This is a genomic window from Pseudoalteromonas sp. 120-MNA-CIBAN-0494 (genome assembly GCF_040308885.1).
GTDB classification, from domain to species: Bacteria; Pseudomonadota; Gammaproteobacteria; order Enterobacterales; family Alteromonadaceae; genus Pseudoalteromonas; species Pseudoalteromonas nigrifaciens.
Genome location: NZ_JBEOOE010000004.1, coordinates 66081 through 87549 on the forward strand (window position 1 = coordinate 66081; position 21469 = coordinate 87549).

At 41.5% G+C, this 21469-nt stretch carries 23 protein-coding genes; 3 read left to right on the forward strand and 20 right to left on the reverse strand.

The window, feature by feature from the left end:
• Nucleotides 1-51 precede the first annotated feature (51 nt).
• The 17 genes from flhB to AAEY55_RS04795 form a co-directional block, all read right to left on the reverse strand.
• Nucleotides 52-1182: a flagellar biosynthesis protein FlhB gene (gene flhB / locus AAEY55_RS04715; RefSeq protein ID WP_089367878.1), complete on the reverse strand. Its 1131-nt coding sequence runs from the start codon at nt 1180-1182 to the stop codon at nt 52-54.
• A gap of 9 nt (nt 1183-1191) precedes the next feature.
• The gene (fliR, locus tag AAEY55_RS04720; RefSeq protein WP_058372791.1) at nt 1192-1971 is read right to left on the reverse strand and encodes a flagellar biosynthetic protein FliR; all 780 of its coding nucleotides are present in this window, start codon (nt 1969-1971) and stop codon (nt 1192-1194) included.
• A gap of 2 nt (nt 1972-1973) precedes the next feature.
• Nucleotides 1974-2243 (reverse strand): flagellar biosynthesis protein FliQ, encoded by a 270-nt coding sequence (fliQ, locus tag AAEY55_RS04725; RefSeq protein ID WP_011327496.1) that lies wholly within the window; start codon nt 2241-2243, stop codon nt 1974-1976.
• 41 nt (nt 2244-2284) lie between these two features.
• Nucleotides 2285-3025 carry a flagellar type III secretion system pore protein FliP gene (gene fliP / locus AAEY55_RS04730; protein ID WP_089367877.1) on the reverse strand — a complete coding sequence of 247 codons (741 nt, stop codon included), beginning with the start codon at nt 3023-3025 and terminating at the stop codon, nt 2285-2287.
• 4 nt (nt 3026-3029) lie between these two features.
• Nucleotides 3030-3413 (reverse strand): flagellar biosynthetic protein FliO, encoded by a 384-nt coding sequence (gene fliO, locus AAEY55_RS04735; RefSeq protein WP_197181918.1) that lies wholly within the window; start codon nt 3411-3413, stop codon nt 3030-3032.
• On the reverse strand, nt 3410-3808 hold the full coding sequence (fliN, locus tag AAEY55_RS04740) for a flagellar motor switch protein FliN (RefSeq protein WP_011327493.1): 399 nt from the start codon (nt 3806-3808) through the stop codon (nt 3410-3412). The genes fliO and fliN overlap by 4 nt, the downstream gene beginning before the upstream one ends.
• Nucleotides 3809-3828: 20 nt before the next feature.
• Nucleotides 3829-4920, reverse strand: a complete 1092-nt coding sequence (gene fliM, locus AAEY55_RS04745) for a flagellar motor switch protein FliM (RefSeq protein ID WP_011327492.1) — start codon at nt 4918-4920, stop codon at nt 3829-3831.
• 9 nt (nt 4921-4929) lie between these two features.
• Nucleotides 4930-5460: a flagellar basal body-associated protein FliL gene (gene fliL, locus AAEY55_RS04750; protein WP_197181919.1), complete on the reverse strand. Its 531-nt coding sequence runs from the start codon at nt 5458-5460 to the stop codon at nt 4930-4932.
• Between the two features lie 57 nt (nt 5461-5517).
• Nucleotides 5518-7098, reverse strand: a complete 1581-nt coding sequence (locus tag AAEY55_RS04755) for a flagellar hook-length control protein FliK (protein ID WP_350550288.1) — start codon at nt 7096-7098, stop codon at nt 5518-5520.
• A 137-nt stretch (nt 7099-7235) separates the two neighbouring features.
• Complete coding sequence (gene fliJ, locus AAEY55_RS04760; RefSeq protein WP_041454359.1) at nt 7236-7685, reverse strand: flagellar export protein FliJ; 450 nt, start codon at nt 7683-7685, stop codon at nt 7236-7238.
• Nucleotides 7685-9019, reverse strand: a complete 1335-nt coding sequence (gene fliI / locus AAEY55_RS04765; protein WP_011327488.1) for a flagellar protein export ATPase FliI — start codon at nt 9017-9019, stop codon at nt 7685-7687. Before fliI ends, fliJ begins: the two co-directional genes overlap by 1 nt.
• Before the next feature lie 18 nt (nt 9020-9037).
• Nucleotides 9038-9853 (reverse strand): flagellar assembly protein FliH, encoded by an 816-nt coding sequence (gene fliH / locus AAEY55_RS04770; protein WP_231617933.1) that lies wholly within the window; start codon nt 9851-9853, stop codon nt 9038-9040.
• Between the two features lie 3 nt (nt 9854-9856).
• Nucleotides 9857-10897, reverse strand: coding sequence for a flagellar motor switch protein FliG (gene fliG, locus AAEY55_RS04775; protein WP_193038476.1), 1041 nt, complete (start codon nt 10895-10897; stop codon nt 9857-9859).
• Complete coding sequence (gene fliF, locus AAEY55_RS04780) at nt 10890-12605, reverse strand: flagellar basal-body MS-ring/collar protein FliF (RefSeq protein WP_350550292.1); 1716 nt, start codon at nt 12603-12605, stop codon at nt 10890-10892. Before fliF ends, fliG begins: the two co-directional genes overlap by 8 nt.
• A 20-nt stretch (nt 12606-12625) precedes the next feature.
• The gene (fliE, locus tag AAEY55_RS04785; protein WP_041454357.1) at nt 12626-12958 is read right to left on the reverse strand and encodes a flagellar hook-basal body complex protein FliE; all 333 of its coding nucleotides are present in this window, start codon (nt 12956-12958) and stop codon (nt 12626-12628) included.
• Nucleotides 12959-13118: 160 nt separating this feature from the next.
• Nucleotides 13119-14579, reverse strand: coding sequence for a sigma-54 dependent transcriptional regulator (locus tag AAEY55_RS04790; protein ID WP_182684003.1), 1461 nt, complete (start codon nt 14577-14579; stop codon nt 13119-13121).
• Entirely contained in the window at nt 14576-15688 is a 1113-nt protein-coding gene (locus AAEY55_RS04795) for an ATP-binding protein (RefSeq protein WP_350550295.1), read from the reverse strand. Before AAEY55_RS04795 ends, AAEY55_RS04790 begins: the two co-directional genes overlap by 4 nt.
• 146 nt (nt 15689-15834) lie before the next feature.
• On the opposite strand from AAEY55_RS04795, the gene AAEY55_RS04800 reads away from it, so the two are divergent.
• Complete coding sequence (locus AAEY55_RS04800) at nt 15835-16431, forward strand: DNA-3-methyladenine glycosylase I (RefSeq protein WP_350550298.1); 597 nt, start codon at nt 15835-15837, stop codon at nt 16429-16431.
• A gap of 144 nt (nt 16432-16575) precedes the next feature.
• On the opposite strand, the gene AAEY55_RS04805 is transcribed toward AAEY55_RS04800, so the two are convergent.
• Nucleotides 16576-18009, reverse strand: coding sequence for a sigma-54 dependent transcriptional regulator (locus AAEY55_RS04805; RefSeq protein WP_193038472.1), 1434 nt, complete (start codon nt 18007-18009; stop codon nt 16576-16578).
• Between the two features lie 374 nt (nt 18010-18383).
• Here AAEY55_RS04805 and fliS point away from each other — a divergent pair, with 374 nt between their 5' ends.
• The gene (fliS, locus tag AAEY55_RS04810; protein ID WP_089367871.1) at nt 18384-18785 is read left to right on the forward strand and encodes a flagellar export chaperone FliS; all 402 of its coding nucleotides are present in this window, start codon (nt 18384-18386) and stop codon (nt 18783-18785) included.
• Between the two features lie 6 nt (nt 18786-18791).
• A complete protein-coding gene (locus tag AAEY55_RS04815; RefSeq protein WP_011327478.1) occupies nt 18792-19091 on the forward strand; it encodes a hypothetical protein in 300 nt (99 codons plus the stop codon).
• A 382-nt stretch (nt 19092-19473) separates the two neighbouring features.
• On the opposite strand, the gene fliD is transcribed toward AAEY55_RS04815, so the two are convergent.
• Nucleotides 19474-20886 carry a flagellar filament capping protein FliD gene (gene fliD, locus AAEY55_RS04820; protein ID WP_193038471.1) on the reverse strand — a complete coding sequence of 471 codons (1413 nt, stop codon included), beginning with the start codon at nt 20884-20886 and terminating at the stop codon, nt 19474-19476.
• Nucleotides 20887-20975: 89 nt separating this feature from the next.
• Nucleotides 20976-21392 (reverse strand): flagellar protein FlaG, encoded by a 417-nt coding sequence (locus tag AAEY55_RS04825; protein WP_193038470.1) that lies wholly within the window; start codon nt 21390-21392, stop codon nt 20976-20978.
• Between the last annotated feature and the right edge of the window lie 77 nt (nt 21393-21469).

The following is a 21469-nucleotide window of genomic DNA, read 5'->3' on the forward strand; positions in this document are numbered from 1 at the left end:
TGACACTACTTTGAAATTGCAATAACTATTCCAAGTTATAGGTTATTTAAATTAATACTGATAATCGTCAGGAATAGGCAGTTTTTTATTAAGTTTGGTGGGGCGTTTTCCGCGCCCTTTATTAAAGCGCTTAAGCTGAAACACATAAGCTAATACTTGCGCAACTGCGGTAAATAACTGATCCGGAATTTGCTCCCCCACTTCTGCAGTATGATAAAGCGCTCGAGTAAGCGATGGCGATTCTAAAATAGGCACTTCATTACCAATCGCTATTTTACGAATTTGCATTGCCATTTCATCAATTCCTTTGGCAACTACTATAGGTGCTCCGGCACGTTCGGTGTCGTACTTTAAAGCCACAGAGTAATGGGTAGGGTTAGTTACAATAACATCGGCATCGGGCACATCTTGCATCATACGTTTTTGCGACATTTGCCGCTGGGTTTGCCTTATTCGCGCTTTTATTTGTGGGTCACCCTCTGAGTTTTTATACTCGTCTTTTACTTCTTGAAGGGTCATTTTAAGTTGTTTATTGTGATTATAACTTTGAAATGGCGCATCAATCGCAGCAATAATAATTAAGGTACAAGACAAGCCTAAAAACATCCAAGCCAATATTTCTAAGGCATGAATAATATTACCTGGGGCGCTTTCTACACTTAAGTGCAGTATTTCATCAAAAAAGGTATTAATTAAAAACACTGCAAAACTGGCAACTAAACCAAATTTTAACAGCGACTTTAACAGCTCCACCCCAGCTTGGGGGCCAAACATACGTTTAAAGCCTTTAGCGGGCGACATTTTACTAGCTTTAGGCGCAGCAGCTTGCCAACTAAAATTAAAGCCACCTAACATGGTGTTACCAATAAAAGCAGCTAATACAATAATAAATACAAACATTGCCATAGGGAACATCAGCGCATCGGCCACTTCGCCCCATACGGCAAACATTTTGGTGGTGTCGTAGGTTTCGTTACGGTTAAGGCTAAGCATTCTACCCATTACGTTATACAAACCTTTACCAATTTCGGGGCCGTACATGAGCAACGAAATAGCCGAAAAGATAAGCACAAACATAGTGCCCAACTCTTTGGATCGCGCTATTTGGCCTTTCTTTTTGGCATCCTCTACTTTTTTGGATGTGGGTTCTTCGGTTTTTTCTTGTCCAGAATCTTCAGACACAATAACCTCCTAAGGCGAGCAGCCCACTAATGAGCACATTAACTCGACCATTTTTAGCCACTGAAACTCAAACTGCGATACAAAGTTACCTAAGGTCGCCCAAATAATGATAAGCCCTGCAACTAAAGTAAACGGAAAACCAATAGAGAAAATATTAAGCTGCGGCGCGGCGCGGGTCATAATGCCAAACGACATATTAATTACCAGCATAGCGGTAAGCGGTGCAAGTGAGAGCACAAGCGCCGTGGTAAACATCCAGCCACCCCAGGTTACTATGTCCCAGTAATGATCCACCGACCACCAATTACCATCAATTGGCAGCACTTCAAAGCTATGTATCACCATTTGAATCATCATTAGGTGACCATTAAATACAAAAAATAATAAGGTCGCTAAAATAAGATAAAACTGCCCTACTGCAGGCACACTTAAACCATTAGAGGGGTCAACCACAGAGGCAAAACCAAGACCCGTTTGCATAGCCAATATTTGCCCAGCTAACACAAAGGTATTTAACAATAAGGTAGATGCAAAGCCAATCGCAATGCCTATTAGCATTTGCTGAATAACCACTAAAATCATTTCAAACGAAAACAAATTAGTAAAAGTAGCAGGCGGCAGCATAGGCACAGCAACAAAGGTAACAACAATTGCTAAGCCCATTTTTATACGAGTAGGTACGTTTTTAGCGCCAAGGCCAGCCATTACCATAATCATTGAGCTAATGCGCACTAACGGCAGTAAAAAGTCACTCAACCATTGAATAACGACAGCAAACGGTAATTCCATACCTAGCCTGCAATTTCAGGAATAAGTAATACTAGGCGGGTAAAAAAGTCCATTAACTCTTGGGTAAACCAGTGGCCGCCAACAATAAGCGCACTTATAGTAATAAGTAAGCGTGGTAAAAAACTCAACGTTTGCTCGTTAATTGAAGTTGCAGCCTGAAACACGGCAACCACTAAGCCCACAATTAAGCCCGGCACTACAATAGCAGAAACCAATTTAATTACTAAAAACAGCGCGCTACTTAAAATATCAACAAATACTTCTGGTTCCACGGCGTACTCCTAGTGCGTAATTCGCTTAGTGTTAAGTAAGGTCATGTGCCTAAACCAAAGCTTTTTGCCAAGGTTCCCATCACTAAGCTCCAGCCATCAACCAACACAAACAGCATTATTTTAAACGGCAAAGACACTATCATTGGCGATAACATCATCATACCCATGGCCATTAATACCGACGCCACCACTAAATCCACGATTAAAAAAGGAATAAAAAACATAAAACCAATAATAAAGGCCGTTTGCAGCTCACTGGTTACAAACGCCGGAATAAGTACAATTAACGGCGTGGCCTCTGGCGAGTCTAACTGATCGTATCCTGCTATTTTGGCAAAGGTTTCTAAATCTTTAATACGCACCTGCGACAGCATAAAGGCTTTCATTGGCTCTTTTGCTAGCTCCAATGCTTCCATTGAAGTGACTTGCTCGCTTAGGTAGGGCTCTATAGCGCGCTCGTTCACTTGCTGATAAATAGGCGCCATAATAAAAATACTTAAAAATAAAGACATGCCTAGCAATACTTGATTTGAAGGGGTTTGTTGTAAACCTATGGCTTGGCGTAAAATAGCCAGCACTACAATAATACGGGTAAACGAGGTCATCATGATTATAGCCGCCGGAATAAAGCTCAGCGCGGTCATAATAGCCAATACTTGCAGCGTTACCGAGTAATCTTGGGTGCCATCTGCATTTGTGGTAATGGTTAGTGCGTCTATTCCTTCTGCACTTACATTTGGTACAAACAGCATGACAAAAATAAGAAGCAGGCATTTAGTCATAATTTTAATTCTTTTTATTTTGATTTGCTTGTGGATTTAAAAGCTTACTAAAGCGTTTTGCTAATTCTGGTAGCTCTTTTTCACTCAAAGGTGTATCTAATTTATGTAAATAGTTAATGCTGTGCGGGGTAACCCCTAACAAATGTTGTGTGTTGTCTATTTCTACCACCATTAAACGCTCACGCGAGCCCAGCGGTAAACTACGCACTACTTTAAATTCATCACTATTTGCTAAATTTGGATTAAACTTTTTCACAAAAAATGCCAGTACTATAATTAGCACCAGCACCATAACAAGCGATAACACCATAGAGAGAATATCGCCTGTGGGTGTTACCTGCTCTGCTTTTGTAAATACCGAGCTGGTTAAAGCAACAACCATACTCATCGTAATTTTTTGATCCGTTCTACTTGGCTAATTACGTCGGTTAAACGAATACCAAACTTATCGTTTACTACCACCACTTCGCCATGGGCAATTAAAGTACCATTAACCAGTACATCTAACGGCTCACCTGCAACACGGTCAAGCTCTACCACCGAGCCTTGGTTTAATTGTAATAAGTTACGAATATTAATTTTAGAGCGCCCTACTTCCATAGAAATAGTCACAGGTATATCTAAAATTGTATCGAGCTTGCGTTTTTCATCGCCACTGATCTCGTGTTTTGCATCACTTAATTCATCGAGTTCAGTTACTTTTGCTTGGCCACTGTCATCAGTACCCTCAGCTTCGGCTAAAGCTGCTGCCCATTCATCCATAGTGTCTTGATCATCGCTCATACGTTTAACCTTTTAATCAATTACCAGTCTAAGTCTACACCGTCAGAGAGGTGTAAATCATCTTCTAGTTCTGCTAATTCTGCATCTGAATCAATTTTCTTGCCGCCTTTGGTAAATACATGCAGCTCAGATTTAACTGAATCAGGTCGTTTAATTTTTTCACTAATTTGCAGCGCAACACTATCGCGTGAGCGGCCCATTTTAGCTCTAAATGTCGGTAACTCTTCAACAAATACAGTTATATGCTCAGGCATTTCTACCGGAATAATATCACCCGCTTTAAGTTCCATTATTTGTTTTAGCGTTAAATCCACTTCCAATAACTGAGTAGATAACTCAACCTCTACGTCCATTATTTCATCGCGTAGTGCCTTACTCCAACGTAAATCGGTGTCTTCGGTATCCGATTGCACACCCGCGTCAAGCAGCTCTCTAATTGGCTCCAGCATAGAATAAGGTAGAGCAATATGAAAGTCCCCTCCGCCGCCATCCAATTCAATATGAAAAGAGCTAATAACCACCACTTCGGTTGGGCTTACAATGTTAGCCATAGCAGGGTTTACTTCAGAATCTAAGTATTCAAACGATACATCCATTACCGGTGCCCATGCTTCTTTATAATCTTCAAAGATTATTTTTAGTAACATTTGCACAATGCGTCGCTCTGTAGGGGTAAATTCACGCCCTTCAATTTTTGCATGGTAGCGGCCATCACCACCAAAAAAGTTATCAACCAAAATAAACACTAAACGTGCTTCCATGGTTATAAGGCCGGTGCCTTTTAAAGGTCTAAAACGCACCATATTTAAACTAGTTGGCACAAACAAAGTATGCACATACTCGCCAAACTTAATCATTTGCACGCCATTTATAGACACCTCAGCGGTGCGGCGCATCATGTTAAATAGGCTAATTCGCATATGACGAGCAAAGCGTTCGTTAACAATTTCCAGTGTCGGCATTCGTCCACGTACGATCCGATCTTGCGAAGAAAAGTCATACTGAAGCGTATTGCCTTCACCGTCTTCACCTTCGGGTATATCTTCCTCGTCAACGTCATCAACACCATGCAATAACGCATCAATTTCGTCTTGGGATAATAAATCGCTCACGCTAGCCCCTTATTGCATCACAAAGCCGGTAAATAATACCCGCTCAATTACTTTACTGCCTTCAACGTCCATTAAGCTAGCTTGTACTTTTTCTAGTGCTGCAAAGCGTAAGTTTTCTTTACCTACACTGGTGCTTAGTTCGTCAGCCGTGGACATAGAAAATATACTTAATAATGTACTTTCTATTAGTGGAATATGCTTTTTAGCGGTTTCTTCGTTTGCTTCGCCGCGCACTAATAATTCCACTTTAATTTGCACAATTCTATCGCGACTAGAGCCCGGTATGTTAAATACAAAAGGTCTTGGCATTGCAACATAAAGTGCGCTGCCTATTTTGGCCGATGAGCCTGTAGAAGAGCTTGTTTGCTGTGCTGTAGCGGCTTCATCATTTAACGTTTCCGCTGGCGTGTCTGAGCCCGAAAGCAAAAAATAACCAACAACAGCTGCAACAATAACAAGCAATACAGCTGCAATAATTACTATGATTTTCTTTTTGCTGTTACCTGTTTCTTCTATTTCTAAATTAGTCTCTTCAGCCATGATATTTCCTTTATTAGCAAAGGTACTTGCTTGTTTTAGCTATTATAATAGCAGTACTTAGGCATAGTAATCTATTGATGATGACGTTTGTTGTCGAGAACTTGGCATTTGTGTATTAATTTGCTCATCGTTTTCATCAGTAGTCAATTCATTATCAGCTAAACGACGACTATCGTTGTCATCATTTTGCTCTGCTCCTTGCCCTCCAGGCTCACCATAAGAAATAGTACTTTCGCCTAAATCTATGCCTTGTTGGGCAAGCATTTCGCGTAAGCGCGGAAGCGATTGTTCAAGCGCTTCTTTAGCTTGCTGGTTTTGTACTACAAAGTTTATTTGTGCTTGCTCTGCATCGCTTCTGATGCGAATTTGCATACTGCCCATTTCTGGTGGGTCGAGACGAATTTCTGCTACTTTATTATTTATGCTAAGCATAGAGCTCACTCGCTCTTGCAACATTTTTGCCGCGTCACTTTTTATAATATTAAGCGCTTGCATAACGCCTGGGTCCAAGCTTGCTTGTTTAACTTGCGCTGTGCTTTGTAATTGCCCAGCCTGCAACGCTTGCATATCAATTATAGTTTGCTCATACCCTACACCATCGTATAGGCCTAAACCATTTACCGTACTGGTAATTTGCGTCAATAATTGTGCTGCTCGGGGTGATAACTGTTCAGTGTTATTTTTTTGCAATGACTCTAACGATTTAGTGAGTTCTTTATCGCTAAGTGCGTTTAATGCTGTTTTATCATCTGCAGTTATTAATGCTTTTTTATCAATCGATGCGCTTAAATCTGCAATTGTTTGCTTAATACTTGCTAGTTGCTCACCTTGGGGCTGCTCATTTTTAATATAGCTATTTAACTGGCTCAGTAGCGCTTGTTTTTCTGGTGTGGTCAAAGCATTTATTTGAGAATTTAAGGCCTGTTTAGCCGTGTCTGCCGCGCTTGCTTTATCACTTTCAACAACATATTGAGTAAGCATTTGCTTTAACGTTGCTAGGTTGTCGTTGCCATTGGGTTTGCTACTTGCCTGCAGCTGCGTAGTTAATTGCTCATGCTGCTCGGGTGTTAGTTTAGCAAGTAACGGATCTGCTTTAATTGCCTCGCTATCTTTGCTTAGCAAGTTCATTACTGCGGCATCTACAGATTGTTTTTGCGCTGTTGCATCGCCTTTATTATTTGCAGTGGCCATACTTTGAGATAAGGGCATTAGCTTTTCGTTTGCCGCCTCAGCGCTTGCTGCAACATCGCTAAGCACACCTTTTTGCGGTGCAATTACAATAGGGGCAAGCTGATCATCAGGCTTCCCTTTTAATTGCTTAGCGTCTTCATCTAAAGCCTCGGCTTTAGCATCAGCGTTCTTTTTAACTGTGGTGTCTATAGTGTGCGCAGCATTTATTTGCGCCAACATACTATCGCCCGAAACAGCATCGTCTTGTGTTTCAGGCTGCTCAGCCTTAGCATTGCTAGCGCCTGCTTTAGCTTTGCTGTTATTATTGTAAGCCGCTTTATTGGCATCTTCTAACTGATTAAAAAAACCAGTATCAGAGTCATCATTACGTCTTGAGTTACTCGTTTGTTTATTAGAGTAAGCGTCTTGCTCAGATACCGCTAACATTGAAATATCATTAATCGTCATAAATCACCTAATATAAAGCGGCAACAAACCACCCAATAATGCCTAAAATTATAGTTCATTTAACAACAAAGCAATTAACGTGCCTTTGTTTATAAGGTACAAGCTTTTGTTAAAGCGGTTAAAGTACTCGCTACTTACTAAAGTCGATTGTTGTGTCGTTGAAAAAATTGATTAGCCGAAAATTCATCCAACATTTTTTGCTCATTTTTAGCCACTAGCACATCGGCCTTTAACTGTTGTTTTTCTATGAGTTTAGCGACTGCTTTAGCCTTAATTTGCTGCTTTAACCACAGGGTTTTACGCTGGCTAACCACTTGTTTTGCAGTGTTAACTGTATTGGCTTGTTGGCGAATTGCTTCTTCTATTTTAGCAATAAATGCATGAAACTGACTAAACCCAGCACTTGATAAGCCCGACTGCCCTTTAATGTGTAATTGCTGGGTGTATTCCAATCTAAAGTTATTTAAACCTTGGAGTTTTTGCTGGTTTGCCTGCAAATTTTGATTCGCCTGCAAATAGCTCATCCGCAGCGTTTCTTCTTTATCGTTTTCAATCTTTAGTAATAAATGCAGTTTGTTTTTAGCCATTATGCTTGCCCTAATAACTGCGCTAGCCCTTGCAGGCCGTCGTCGTAACTAATTACATCACGCATGCCTTGCTGTAAGAAGGCATTTACTCTTGGCATCATATTTATGGCTTGATCAAGCATTTGATCTGTCCCTTTTTGATACGCACCTAAGGTGATCATGTCTTTATTTTGCTGGTACATAGAATATACCTGCTTAAGCACTCGCGCTTGTTGCATATGCGTCTCAGATACCACTTGTGGCATCACTCGCGAAATGGATTTTTCTATATCAATTGCCGGGTAATGACCGCTGTCGGCCAGTTCCCGCGAAAGTACAATATGGCCGTCGAGTATAGCGCGCGCCGCATCGGCAATGGGGTCTTGCATATCATCGCCTTCACTTAGTACGGTAAAAAAGGCAGTAATAGAGCCTTGCCCTTCTCCGCCGTTACCGGCACGTTCCACCAGCGCTGGCAGTTTTGCAAACACCGAAGGCGGGTAGCCTTTAGTCGCCGGTGGCTCGCCTACTGCAAGTGCTATTTCACGCTGCGCCATGGCATAGCGCGTTACCGAATCGAGCAATAACAAAACGTTTAATCCCTGATCGCGAAAGTACTCTGCAATTGTTACCGCACTTTCGCAGCCTTTTAAACGCATTAATGGTGAAGAATCTGCCGGTGCTGCTACAACCACCGAGCGTTTACGCCCCTCAACACCAAGTATTTCTTCAATAAATTCTTTTACTTCGCGGCCACGCTCACCCACCAGTCCCACCACAATAACATCGGCTTCACTACCACGAGTCATCATACCAAGCAGTACCGACTTACCTACACCCGAGCCTGCAAACAAGCCCATTCGCTGGCCTTGTCCTACTGTTATTACTGAATTTATAGCACGCACGCCTACATCCATAGGCTGGCTTATAGGTCGTCTTGAAAGAGGGTTTATCGGTTTTTGGGCAAACTTAAGATAGTGCTCGGCATTAATTTTACCTAAACCATCAAGAGGACGACCTAAGCCATCAACTACGCGGCCCAGCAAACTCATGCCTACAGGTAAACCTGTGTCGTTAAGTTGGGGGATCACCCGAGCACCAGGGAGCACCCCCGATATATGATCGTTTGGCATTAAATATAAGGTTTGGTCGTTAAAACCAACTATTTCGGCATCAACAAAGCCGTTCATAGTTTCTATTTTACATTGGCTACCTACAGGCGCACGTAAGCCTTTAGCCTCAAGGGTAAGGCCAACTACTCGCGTTAAAATACCCGCTACAGCAAGTGTTGGCGGTTTAATATGCTGTTTGTATTGAGATAAGCGTTCGCTTAATGAAACATCTAAAGCAGACATAACAGACCAATAAAATAGTTAGATACTACTGCTATGCAAAAAACTATCCAATGTTTCTTTGACACGCGTTTTAAGTGTCATATCAAGCGATGATTGCGCCGTTTTAACTTCGCAGCCGCCTCGCTCTAACGTTGGCTCTGCAATCAACTGCCAGTTATTATCTGTCACTGTTTGCTCGCCATAACTTTGCTTTATTAGCTCTAAATCTTCGGGGTGTAAATGAATACGTACTTTTTCTTGCTCGGTATTAAGCGCATCAATACTGTGTTTAAGGGTGTGTAAAATAACATCAGGAGAGGTTTTTACTTCTTGATAAATAATAGCTTCTGCAAGCATAACGGCTAATTGCACTAATTGCTTTTCAACTTGCTCATCTACTTTACTTAGCGGCGCGGTTAACCCCTCTAAAATACTACGTAGGCCAGTTAACTGCTCCTCTATTAGTGGTTTTACATCTTCTTGGCCTTGGGTTTTTCCCAGCTCTAGGCCCTCTTTGTAGCCAGCTTCTTTACCTTCGGTAACACCTTTATCAAAACCATCTATGTAACCTTGCTCGTGCCCTTGTTTTACACCTTCTTCAAACGCATCTTGTCTAATGCGCTCAAGTTCGGCCATAGTAAGCGCAGGTAACTCAGGTTCTTGCGGCTCTTCAATTAGCGACTCTTCAGCCATTTCTTTTCGATACAACTCAGCAAGCGGTGTACCAAAGGCAGTAGAGCGATTACCAAAGCTTTTTTCATCGGGTGCTACATCAGGAACATCCCAGTGCTTTAATAGTTCATCGGCTTCATCTGCGTGCAGTGGACGCCCTTTGTGCATTGACGATTTAGTCATGGTTTATAAAAACTCCTCGCCGCCGCCGCTGCCAAGCTGTATTTCGCCCGAGTCAGACAATCGACGCGCCGTAGAGAGTATTTCTTTTTGCGCTGCTTCTACTTCACTAATACGCACTGGTGCCATTGCCTCTAAGTCATCGGCAAGCATTTCGGCAGCACGTTTAGACATATTACCGAGTATTTTTTCTTTAAGCGCATCGTCTGTACCTTTAATAGCTTTCATTAGTACGTCTTGTTGTACTTCGCGTAAAATTGCTTGAATACCACGGTCGTCTACGTCCATTAAGTTTTCAAACACAAACATAAGATCTTGAATTTGTTGCGACATTTCTTCGTCATGCTCACGAATAGAGTCCATTAACTGCCCTTCTACGTTGGTATCTAGGTAGTTCATAATATCGGCAGCCGCTTTTAAGCCGCCCATTTTCGCAGCTTGCGCACCCGCTTGGCCTGCAAACTGTTTTTCCATAATTTCGTTAAGCTCTTGCAAGGCAGCTGGCTGCACTTCTTCAAGGTTAGCAATACGCATGGTTAAATCCAGGCGCACTTTATCAGGAAACTGCGCCAGTATTTCGGCAGATTGCTCAGGCTCTAAATAAGATAATACAATGGTTTGAATTTGCGGATGCTCATTACGAATAATGTTAGCTACTTGTTTCGAGTCCATCCACTTTAACGAATCAAGTCCTTTAGCGCCCGATCCCATTACTATTTGGTCAATTAAGCTAGCGGCTTTATCTTCACCTAATGCAGCAGTAAGCGCTTTTTTAATAAAGTCTTCTGATTGAAAACCAATTGTACTAAAGCTTTGAATTTGTTCTATAAATAAATTATGTACTGCACTTATTTTAGCTTGCGATAAATCCTGTAAACCGGCCATCGCCATACCCACTTTTTGCACCTGTTTGGGCTCTAAATGTTTGAGTATTTGCGCTGCATCCTCTTCAGATAAACTTAATAGCAATATGGCCGCTTTATCTACGCCATCTAGCTTATCAACATCGAAAGCTGCTGGGAGTTGTTTTTGGTTTTGATCAGTCATCTTCGGTTAACCACGCTTTCACTACTTGTGATGATAGTTCTGGTTCGTTAGCTACAAGGGCACGAACGGCTTTAAGTAAGTCTTCGTCACCATGTAAATCGGGTAGCTGCAGTGTACCATCGCTTGAGAAGCCAACTGAAGCAGAATCAAAGTCTTTATTTAGCATATCTAAGCTATTATCGCCAATATCAACCCCTGAGCTAAGTGCATCTTCATCGTACTCATCAAGCGTGCTGTCAGGGTAAATTAAGCGTTTTAGCATAGGTTTAACTACAGCCATAATCAACACAATAATAACCAATGCAGCCAGTACTAAGCGTACTATTTTCATAAACCAGTCTTGTTCCCATAAAGGTACTTCAAAACTCATATCTACGGCTTCTCGTACAAAGGGAACTGTTACTACTTCTAGGGCATCGCCGCGCTGTATATCAAAGCCAACACCACCTTGTAATAAACGTCGAATATTTGACAGTGCCTCAACCGAGCGCGGGGTCATGGTGGTTTCACCGTTTTCGCCCACTGTTGGCAAATAATCAACCGCTACCGATACACTAATTCTGCGAATCGTGCCGCTTTGTTGGCGCTTATGCGAAATAGTAGTATCGAGCTCATAGTTACGCGTGGCTTCTTTATGCGTACGACTCGGTGAAGTAGCACTTCCTGCGCCGCCTTGGCCTGCTACTTCTGGAATATCTGAATTTACCGGAGGCTGATTACTTAACGCGCCAGGAATACCCACAGCTAAGCCGCCTATGTTGTTTTCCTCAAACGTGGTTTCGCTTCTTACCGCTGGTAGGTCTGGGTTATAACGTTTTTGCGTTTCTTCTAATGAGCTAAAGTCCATGCTCAAATCAACTTGCGCAGTGTAATTACTCAAACCAACAATAGGGATTAAAATGCTATCAATTTTTTCTAGGTATTCTTGCTCGCGCTTACGCTCTAGGTCGTACTCTTTACGAGAACGCGCAGAAAGTGAGCTTTGTGAGCCCGAATTTAATAAACGGCCATTTTGATCGGTAACCGTTACACGTGCAGGCTCTAATCCTTGCACTGCTGAGGCTATAATATCCACAACAGAGTCTACTTCTTCGCTGTTAAGCGAGCGTCCGCGTTTAAGCGTAAGTACGACCGTTGCTGATGGTTTTTTCTCTCTGCGGGCAAATACGTTTTCTTTTGGAATAGCTAACAGCACCTTGGCGCGAGTGATGTTATTTAGCTCTTCTATAGTGCGGGCAAGTTGTTGCTCTCGGCCATGCTTTAGGCGCTCGCGCTCTAAGCGCTGGCTTACACCAAAGCCCATGTCTTGCATTATTATGTCTGAACCAGAAGTAGGACCTTGATCCAAGCCTTCGCGAGTCATTAATAATTTTATATTTTGGTATTCGCTTTCATCAACCGACACTACATTGCCATCTAGTTGATAATCTATTTTTTGCGCATCTAAAAAATCAAGCGTTTGAATTAGCTCTTCGGTGGGCATTTTACCTAATGGGCGCATATCTGGCTGACGTGCCCAAATAATCACAAAAATGGCAATTGCCAAACAAATCGCCAGTGCAATAATAAGGGTAACTTGACGCAATACATCAATACCGCTTAACGCACTTAAATAGCCCGACTTTTGTTCTTGTTGATCGTCACTATCGCTTTGCTCAATACCGCCACTAGCAAGTGCAAGATCTGTAGATTGATTAGATTGCGCCACAATTATTCTCCACTACCTGATTAAACAGGCATATTCATGATTTCTTTGTAAGCTTCAACAAGTTTATTACGCACTTGTACGGTCGCTTCAAATGCAACAGAAGACTTTTGCGAAGCAATCATTGCCTCAGCAAGTGATACGCTTCTGTCGCCCATTTCAACCGCTTTTACTTTTTGACCTGTGTCTTGCTGTAACTCATGCACAGTATTGAGCGCATTGCTAAGCATATCGCCAAATTGTGCTGATGACGTAGACTGAACTTGCGTAGGCAATTTATTAATTTGATTATTACGGCCCGCTTCTAAGGCCATTGATTGCATTTCTTGAAATACAGCGCTATTTTGAATTTTCATTATTTGTCTCTAACAATGCAGTTAACTCTTAAGGTTAATAAAGCACAAAACGTGCCACATAAATAAAGCTTTAAATACATGGTGTTACAGTTAGTTTTTACTTAGTCAGAGTTTTGACAGCCCTAAATTCAAGGTATTGAATTTAGGGCTTTTTTGAAGGTTATGCAGGAAGTGAAATACCTAAGTCGCGCATTTGCGCTAGTTTATAACGTAAAGTTCGCGGGCTAATACCCAAAGTTTCGGCTACGTCTTTACGCTTGCCTTGGCAACGCGCAAGTGTTTCTAAAATAATTCGATGCTCTTTATCTTTAAGCTCATCTTTATAACTGCCTGTATCTTGAGCGAGTAAATCTGATTTTTGCTCATTCGGTGTTTGATCATCAAGCTTTTCATCACCCGACTTTTCGTCATTAATAATGGCTGTTGTTTTACTATCGTAATAGGCGCTAGTTAACGCACTTTCACTAATTGCTGGCTCTACTACAAAGTTACTTGGGGCTAAGTTTTCAATAAAAATAGCTTGCTCACTTATGCTGTTGCCACTGCGCAGTATAAGCGCACGCTGAATTACGTTATCAAGCTCACGCACATTACCTGGCCATGTATGGCTAAGCAGCTTTTGCTCAGCTTGCTTATCTAAAATAGCCAGCGGCTGCTTAGCTTTAATTAAATGGCGTTCAATTAAGTGCTTTGCCAACACAATTATATCGCCAGGGCGCTCGCACAATGGCCGCCACATTAGCGGAAAAACGTTAAGGCGATAATATAAATCTTCCCTAAACTGATTATTCGCTACCGCTTGTTTTAAATCGCGGTTACTGGTTGCGAGTATGCGTACATCTAGCGCAATGGTTTTACGACTCCCTAAGCGCTCAACTTCGCGCTCTTGTAATACACGCAGTAGTTTAACTTGTAAGCCCAAATCCATTTCGGTAATTTCATCAAGTAAAATAGTACCGCCCTGTGCTTGCTCAAACTTACCTGGGCATGCCTGAATCGCGCCAGTAAAAGCGCCTTTTTCGTAGCCAAATAATGTTGCTTCTAGCATGTTTTCAGGAATCGCCGCACAGTTAATAGCCACAAAGGGCTTTGCAGCACGCGCTGATTTATCATGAATAAACCGCGCTAATACTTCTTTGCCCGAGCCACTTGGTCCCAGCACCATAACACTGGCGTCTGATTTAGCTACCCTGCTTGCAAGCTCCAGCAATTGAATACTCGTTGGGTCGGCAACAATAGGGCCGTCGGTTTCTTTAGGTTTTTCGGGCAAATAGCGGCTCACCATATTTAATAGCACCTCGGGTGCAAATGGTTTGGCCATATAATCAATCGCGCCTAAGCGCATTGCCTCTACCGCATCGTCAATAGTTGCATAGGCGGTCATCATTAATACCGGTAAATCGGGGTAATTTAATTTAATACTGCGCAGCAAATCTAGGCCGCTCATAGCGCCCATTTGCACATCGCTCACCACTAACGAAAAGGATTCTTTTTTTAGTAGTAACATCGCCTGCTCTGCACTATCGGCAGCAACGCATTCAATACCCGACATTTCTAGGGTATCTATTAATGCTTCGCGAAGCCCTGCGTCGTCCTCTACAACTAAAATAGTATTACTCATAACGATTCCTCTAATTTAGATGCTGCGCTAATTGGCAATAGCAAGTTAAAACAAGCGCCGCCATGTACATTATTAGTCACCTCAATACGCCCTTGGTGCGCATTAGCAACAGAGCTAACAACCGCCAACCCTAAGCCTGTGCCTTGGCTGCTAGTGGTAAAAAATGGTTCAAACAGTTTATCTACCTGCTGTAGGTCAACACCTGGGCCATTATCACTCACGCTAATGCGTACAAAATCTGGGGTTTGCAAATCGCGCATTGCCCTTACTTGCACTTGTGCCCCAGAGCCTATAATTTGAATACTGTTATGAATCAGGTTTTGAATCGCACTGGCAAGCGCGGTTTTATTCCCTAAAATCGCAATGTCGGGTTCAGGTAAGCTTACATCAAGCTCACTGTTATTAAGCGTTACCATGGCATCTGCACCGGTTTTTACTTCGCTTAATAATTGCTGCATAGACACCTGCTCAACCACATGCTGATCGCCACTTTTGGCAAATAGCAGCATGTCGTTTACTTGGTTTTCTAAATCTTTTAAGCGCGACATTAATTTAGTTTGAAAGTTATCGCGCGACGCTTCGGGTAAGCGTTTTGAACCTAAATTAGCAGCATAAAGCATAGCCGCCGACAGCGGCGTACGTACTTGGTGCGCCAAAGATGCCACCATTTTACCCAGCGCACTTAAGCGCTGCATATGCGCAACCCGTTTTTGTAAGCGGCGGGTTTCGCTCAAGTCTGTCATTAAAATAAGTTGCCCAGGCTCTGGGGCAAGTGCAGTAATATCAAGTTTTATTAAGCGCCCGTCTTTTAAAGACACTTCGTGGCCATCATCTTGCTGAGGCCGAAAAGAGCGCTGAATAACACTAAACCACTTTTCGCCTTCTAGCGGCTCGCCAAGCATATCAATCGCAATTTGATTCGCTTTCGCTATCATGCCTTTACCATCAAGCACTATTACTCCTGCGGGCATAGTATCTACTAAATGCGAAAGCCAACTAGCCTGTTTACGCAGATCACTTAACTCCCCTATATACTCCTCTTGAAGTAAACATGGGTTATACTGATTTGCAGAAATAAACTGTGGTTTTAACACACTAGCAAGTGCCATAATCAAATCTCTAATTGATGCAGATACAGGGTTAAATGCACAATTTATACCACCTTTTATTACCATGTATATCATTGAGTTACACAGTAAAAATACGCGACATTAAAATGACGCGCAAATAAAAGCACCGCAACTAAGGAACTATAATGACCAAGCAATCTCGCTGCTCATGGCTCGACACCAGCAAACCCGACTACGTTGCATACCACGATAACGAATGGGGAGTGCCTGTGTATGACGATAAAAAACTGTTTGAATTTTTAACGCTGGAGTCGGCGCAAGCAGGATTGAGTTGGTACACTATTTTAAAAAAGCGTAATGGTTATAAAAATGCTTTTGCCGACTTTGATGTACACAAAGTAGCAGCATTTACCGAGCAAGATATTGAGCGACTAATGCTTGATGCGGGTATTGTGCGTAATCGCTTAAAAATTGCCGCTACTGTAAATAACGCCAAATGCTTTATTAAAATTCAGCAAGAATTTGGTAGCTTTAGTAACTATCAATGGCAGTTTGTTGGCAATAAGCCGCAAGTAAATAATTTAAATTCTGCTGACAACACCCCAGCAATTACCCCTACCTCAAGCGCATTTGCTAAAGATTTAAAAAAGCGTGGTTTTAAGTTTTTAGGGCCAACAACCGTATACGCCCATATGCAAGCCTGCGGTATGGTTAACGATCACAGTAATAACTGTTTTAGAAAAGAAGAAGTTAAAAAGCTAGGGGCTAGGCAAACAGTCTGATTTCAGGCTTTTAATCAAGCCTCTGTAATTAGTGCGCGCGTCAGCAAGCTTAACGCCTACAGCAAAAGCTAAACGCTGTGCTTGGTTATTTTTTACCTAAAGCCTGAACCCTGACACCTAAAACCTGATAGCTGCCCTTAATTTTTAGTCTCTCGACAAGTTATATTTTTTCATTTTTTCGACCAAAGTAGTGCGGCGTACTCCGAGTATTTCGGCGGCGCGGGCAACTACATAATCAAAGCGCTCTAATGCTTGAGTAATTAAGTTAATTTCTAGCTCGGCTAAGTATTCTTTAAGCTCAATCCCTTCGCTGGGTAACAAGCCTGAATCTGCTGCTGTAGAGTGGTCGGTTTCATCGTCATAATCGCTAAAGTCGGTGCTAAATATGTCGTTAAAAGCATCGCGCTCCATTAACTCTTCTGGGTACTGCGGCTCATAGGCTTCAACTTCAATATAACGATACTTAGCCGGTAAATCAGGAACATCGACCACTTTTTCTGGGAACATTATCACCATTCGCTCAACTAAGTTTGCAAGCTCGCGAATATTACCCGGCCAACTATGCTCTTTTAAACTCTCGACCGCGCGCTCAGTAAACTTAGCGGTTGAGCCACTTTGCTCATTAACGCGGCGCATTAACTCTTTTAATAACAGCGGTATGTCATCAGCGCGCTGAGTAAGCGACGGGCTTTCAATAGGGAATACGTTTAATCGGTAGTATAAATCTTCACGAAACGTGCCTTGCTCTATCATGGTTTCGAGGTTGCGATGGGTTGCGGCAATAATACGTACATCAGCCTGAATCGCTTTAGTGCCGCCTACTCGCTCATAACTGCGCTCTTGCAATACGCGCAGCAACTTAACTTGCATTTGCAGCGGCATATCGCCTATTTCATCTAAAAATAGCGTACCGCCTTGCGCCAGTTCAAAACGCCCTTTACGAGCAGAAATTGCCCCTGTAAATGCGCCTTTTTCATGGCCAAACAATTCACTTTCGAGCAACTCCCCCGGAATAGCACCACAGTTAACTGGTACGAAAGGCCCTTTAAGGCGTTTAGACAATAAATGTACGTTACGCGCCACGACCTCTTTACCTGTGCCCGACTCACCTAAAATAAGTACATTAGCATCGGTTTTTGCTACTTGCTCAATTAAAAAGCGCAGGTCTTTAACCGCCGATGTTTCGCCCACTAGGCCATCAAAAGTATTGTGTGGTTTACTGTGTTTGTGCTCAATAGGCAACATGCGCTGATATTGTTGGCAGTCGTGTAATAGTTGCGTGGTTATTTCGTGGCTAAATGGCTCACAAATTAACCCCACTACATTAGCAATACTCAGTAAAGGCTTGAGTGTTTCGCCAATTAGTAAAAAAGGAAACGTAGGGTAGCGTTTAATTAAACTTTCGTGATCAAGCGCCTGCAATGCACCTAAAATTACAATACATTCTTTACTTTGATACTTACTACACGCTTGCTCAAAGTCGGCTTCCGTTTGTAATTGCACCGCTTCACCAATAAAAGTAAGTGAGGCATATAATCCTATCGAGCGATTGTTATTATTATCTAAAATTAAGATCATATTTAGCGGGCCATTCATTTCACTAATTTATTTTGTTAACCAAATTGTAAGCCAGTTGAAATTGTATGCAAGCACTAGTGGCGACTTTTTGACATTAACGCCAAAAAACAGACACTTTAATTAAAGCAACAATACTTAAGGATTAACCATTAAGTATTAAGGTTGTAAATACCCCTACATTCGCATAATAAGTTAATCGCAAAGCTTAATACTTAAATTAGAGATGTAAAGTCACTTTATAATAAAAATATTCACTAATATTTACTTAAGTTGCCGCTTTAAATGCCGATAAGTAAGTATATATAAAATGCTTGGCATTATAATTGCTGGTTATTGTATTAATATTTTTAGTTATCAAAATTTAGGATCTTCTCATGGCACATGCATCAATTAAAAAATACGGTCAAGTTCGTGCAAGCAGCATTAGCGAAATGACACCTTACGAACAAATAAACCTAATTTTTAGTAACATTATTGGGCGCTTAGCTGCAACCAAAGGTTTTATTGAACGCAAAGAAATTGAAAAAAAGGGCGAAAATATCTCAGCCTGCATTTTACTTTTTGGCGCATTGCAAGACACACTTAATTTTGACGTTGAGCAAGGCTCAGGAATTTCAAATAATTTAGCCGCGCTATACGACTATTGCCAACGTACACTAACTAAAGCTAACTTAAATAACGATACAGCAGCAATTATGGAAGTTTCTAGCATAGTGAAAGAAATAAAAGAAGGGTGGGATAATATTCCTGCTAGCGAACGCTCTCCTGCAGTTTAATTTATTATGCCTTTAATTACTGACCAACAGCCAGCAGAGCAAATTAAACAATTGCTCTGCGAGCTTGAAACACTGGTAAATAACAACGATGCTGACGCAGCAGCTTTACAGCTTGAAGCGTTAAATACGTGCTTAAAAAGCTGGTGCGAAAGCGCTGAGCAGCCAAGTAGTGACGAGCTTATAACAACACAAGCGCATATTAATGCTATTTTAACTCAAGCTAACATCCATAAAGACGACTCGTTTAAAGCCTTGTTAAAGCATAAAAAGTCAGACAAAGCGATCAGCGCTTACAAAAGCACTTAAAAAGACAGTTAGCATAATAAGAAGTAAATTAAACCATGGTTTTATACTTTTCTTCTCTAAAGCGCAGCGCCTCTTAATATCTTTTTGTGAATAAATTATTTAAAGATCATTTTGCACAAAGAGAAAACAATGAGAGTAAATGAGAAGTGAGTTAAACAAGTAATTTAGTGCCTTTTCTTCTCTAAAGCACAGCGCCTCTTAACCTCTTTGTGAGTAAATCACTTAAAGCCTTTTTGCACTGTTTTAATCTGTTTAACGCAAAAACTGCGGTATTATTGTTATTAAATAAAACCGCACTTATATAACTAACAACTGCCTTTTCGCAAGCTCAGTATTTGCCTTAGCCTAAAGCCCAGTATATTCCCTAAAACCTAACCCTTAACTACTTAGACTTTCTAACTACACCTGGCATGTTATCTAACTGAGATTGAAGATAACTACTGGTTGAGTTTAAACCTGCCACCAATAAATCCATGCTGTTGTACTGCGCATAAAGGCGCGACTCTAACGACTGCATTTTACGTGCAAACGATACCCGTTCGTCATCAATCCCACGAAGCTGACCTTCTTTACTCTCTATTCTGTTTTGAATTAAACCATCAGACTTATTATAAAAGTTCATTAACTCATCAAACGATTGGGCAAAACCGCCTTCGTCTTTATTTTCGCCAATAAAAAACTGTTGCACTAAATCAACATCATTTTTTACTTGCTCATCTAAGCGCTCGGTATCTAAGCTTAATTTACCATAGCGGTCGGCTTCTACACCTAACTGCGATAGCGATAAAGAGTTACCATCGCCTAAGTCAACACTGTTGGTAATTTCTTGCCTTAACTTTGACATAACACCGCGCAGCAGTGAATCACCCGCCATTACGCCAGCGCCATCTTCGCCAGATTTACCTAAGTTTTTACTTAGTTCTAGCAGCTCGTTATAACTTTCGATAAACCCATTTAAGCCAGCTTTTATATTATTGTTATTTTCTTTAACGGTTAGCTTACTTAGGTCATCGTCTACACCTTGTGCTTTTTTAGCGGTAATAGTCACGCCATCAATCACATTTTTAAATTCGTTAGTGCTACTAGTTACTGTTACTGTGCCGTCAATAGTTATTGACGCGTCAACAGCGGCAACTACTTCGCTCACATTTTTTATTCCTGCGGGTGCAGGGTCAAACGCTAAACGCGAAAGGCCTAAGGTATCGGTGTTATTAGCATCGTCATCGGCCACTGCTATTTTAATTTGGTTTTCTACACCACTAGTTTGAGCCGAAAATACTAAGCGCTGGCCAGTATCATCAGTAATTATGGTGGCGTTAATGCTTTTATTATCTTTACTGTTGTTTATTGCATCGCGCACTTCGCTTAGCGTTGCAGTGTCTGATACTGCAATATCAAAGCTATTATCGCCCGAGCTTAACGTCATAGTTCCAGCACCAACAGGGTTGGTGGCATCAAATGCACTCGACATTATTTTATGCTCAGTGGCTAAATTATTTACTTTTACCGAGTAACCACCTGGTTGGGCGTCTTTATCTGAGCTAAGCGATATAAAATCATCATTACCCGATGTCGTACGTTTTTGATAGTTATCAACGTCGCCTAATGCACTCATCGACTCTTGTACTTTTTCAAGCGCGGCTTTTAATGCACCTACAGCGGAAATATCGGTAGTTAAGTTAGCTTCTTTTCTATTTAAACGTGATTCAAAAGGCGCTTTTTCAGCATTTACTAATGCACCTACAATTTCAGATACTTGTAAGCCTGAACCTAAGCCAGTAAACGAAATAGCCATGTTTATACCCCTTTACACTATTAAATAAAAAACAAAAAACTTAAAAAACTTAAAAAACGCAGCTGCTATTTAGTTATATACCTATATAGCTATACCGTTTGGTCAATTAACAAACCCGCAGTTTCAGACAACTTAGACACTAAACTTAACACTTCTTCCGAAGGGTATTGTTTAATAACATCGCCAGTGCTTTTATCGAGCACTTTAATTACATCGCGACCTGAATCTTCATCAACTTTAAACTGCAAACTACGGTTCATTTCGCCCATAAAATCCTGCAATTGCTGCGCCACTTTTTCCAGCTGTTCACGCTCTAACGGTTGTTGCTGCTGCGTAGCAGTGTCAGCATTACTTTGATATTGCTGTGCTTGTGAAGCACTTTTTTTAACATCGTCAATGGCACTAGCCGTTAGTACCGTAGCTGTTTGCTCTACTTTACTTTCGCTAGTTTGCCCAGCATTACTTGCCGTTACTGAAACTTCTGCGCCTGAGGTAATTGTATTCATAACGCCTCCTAAATAGTTTTAAACATTGTACACTATTTATAAATTAGCTTAATTTAGTAAGTTAAACGACAAAAGGA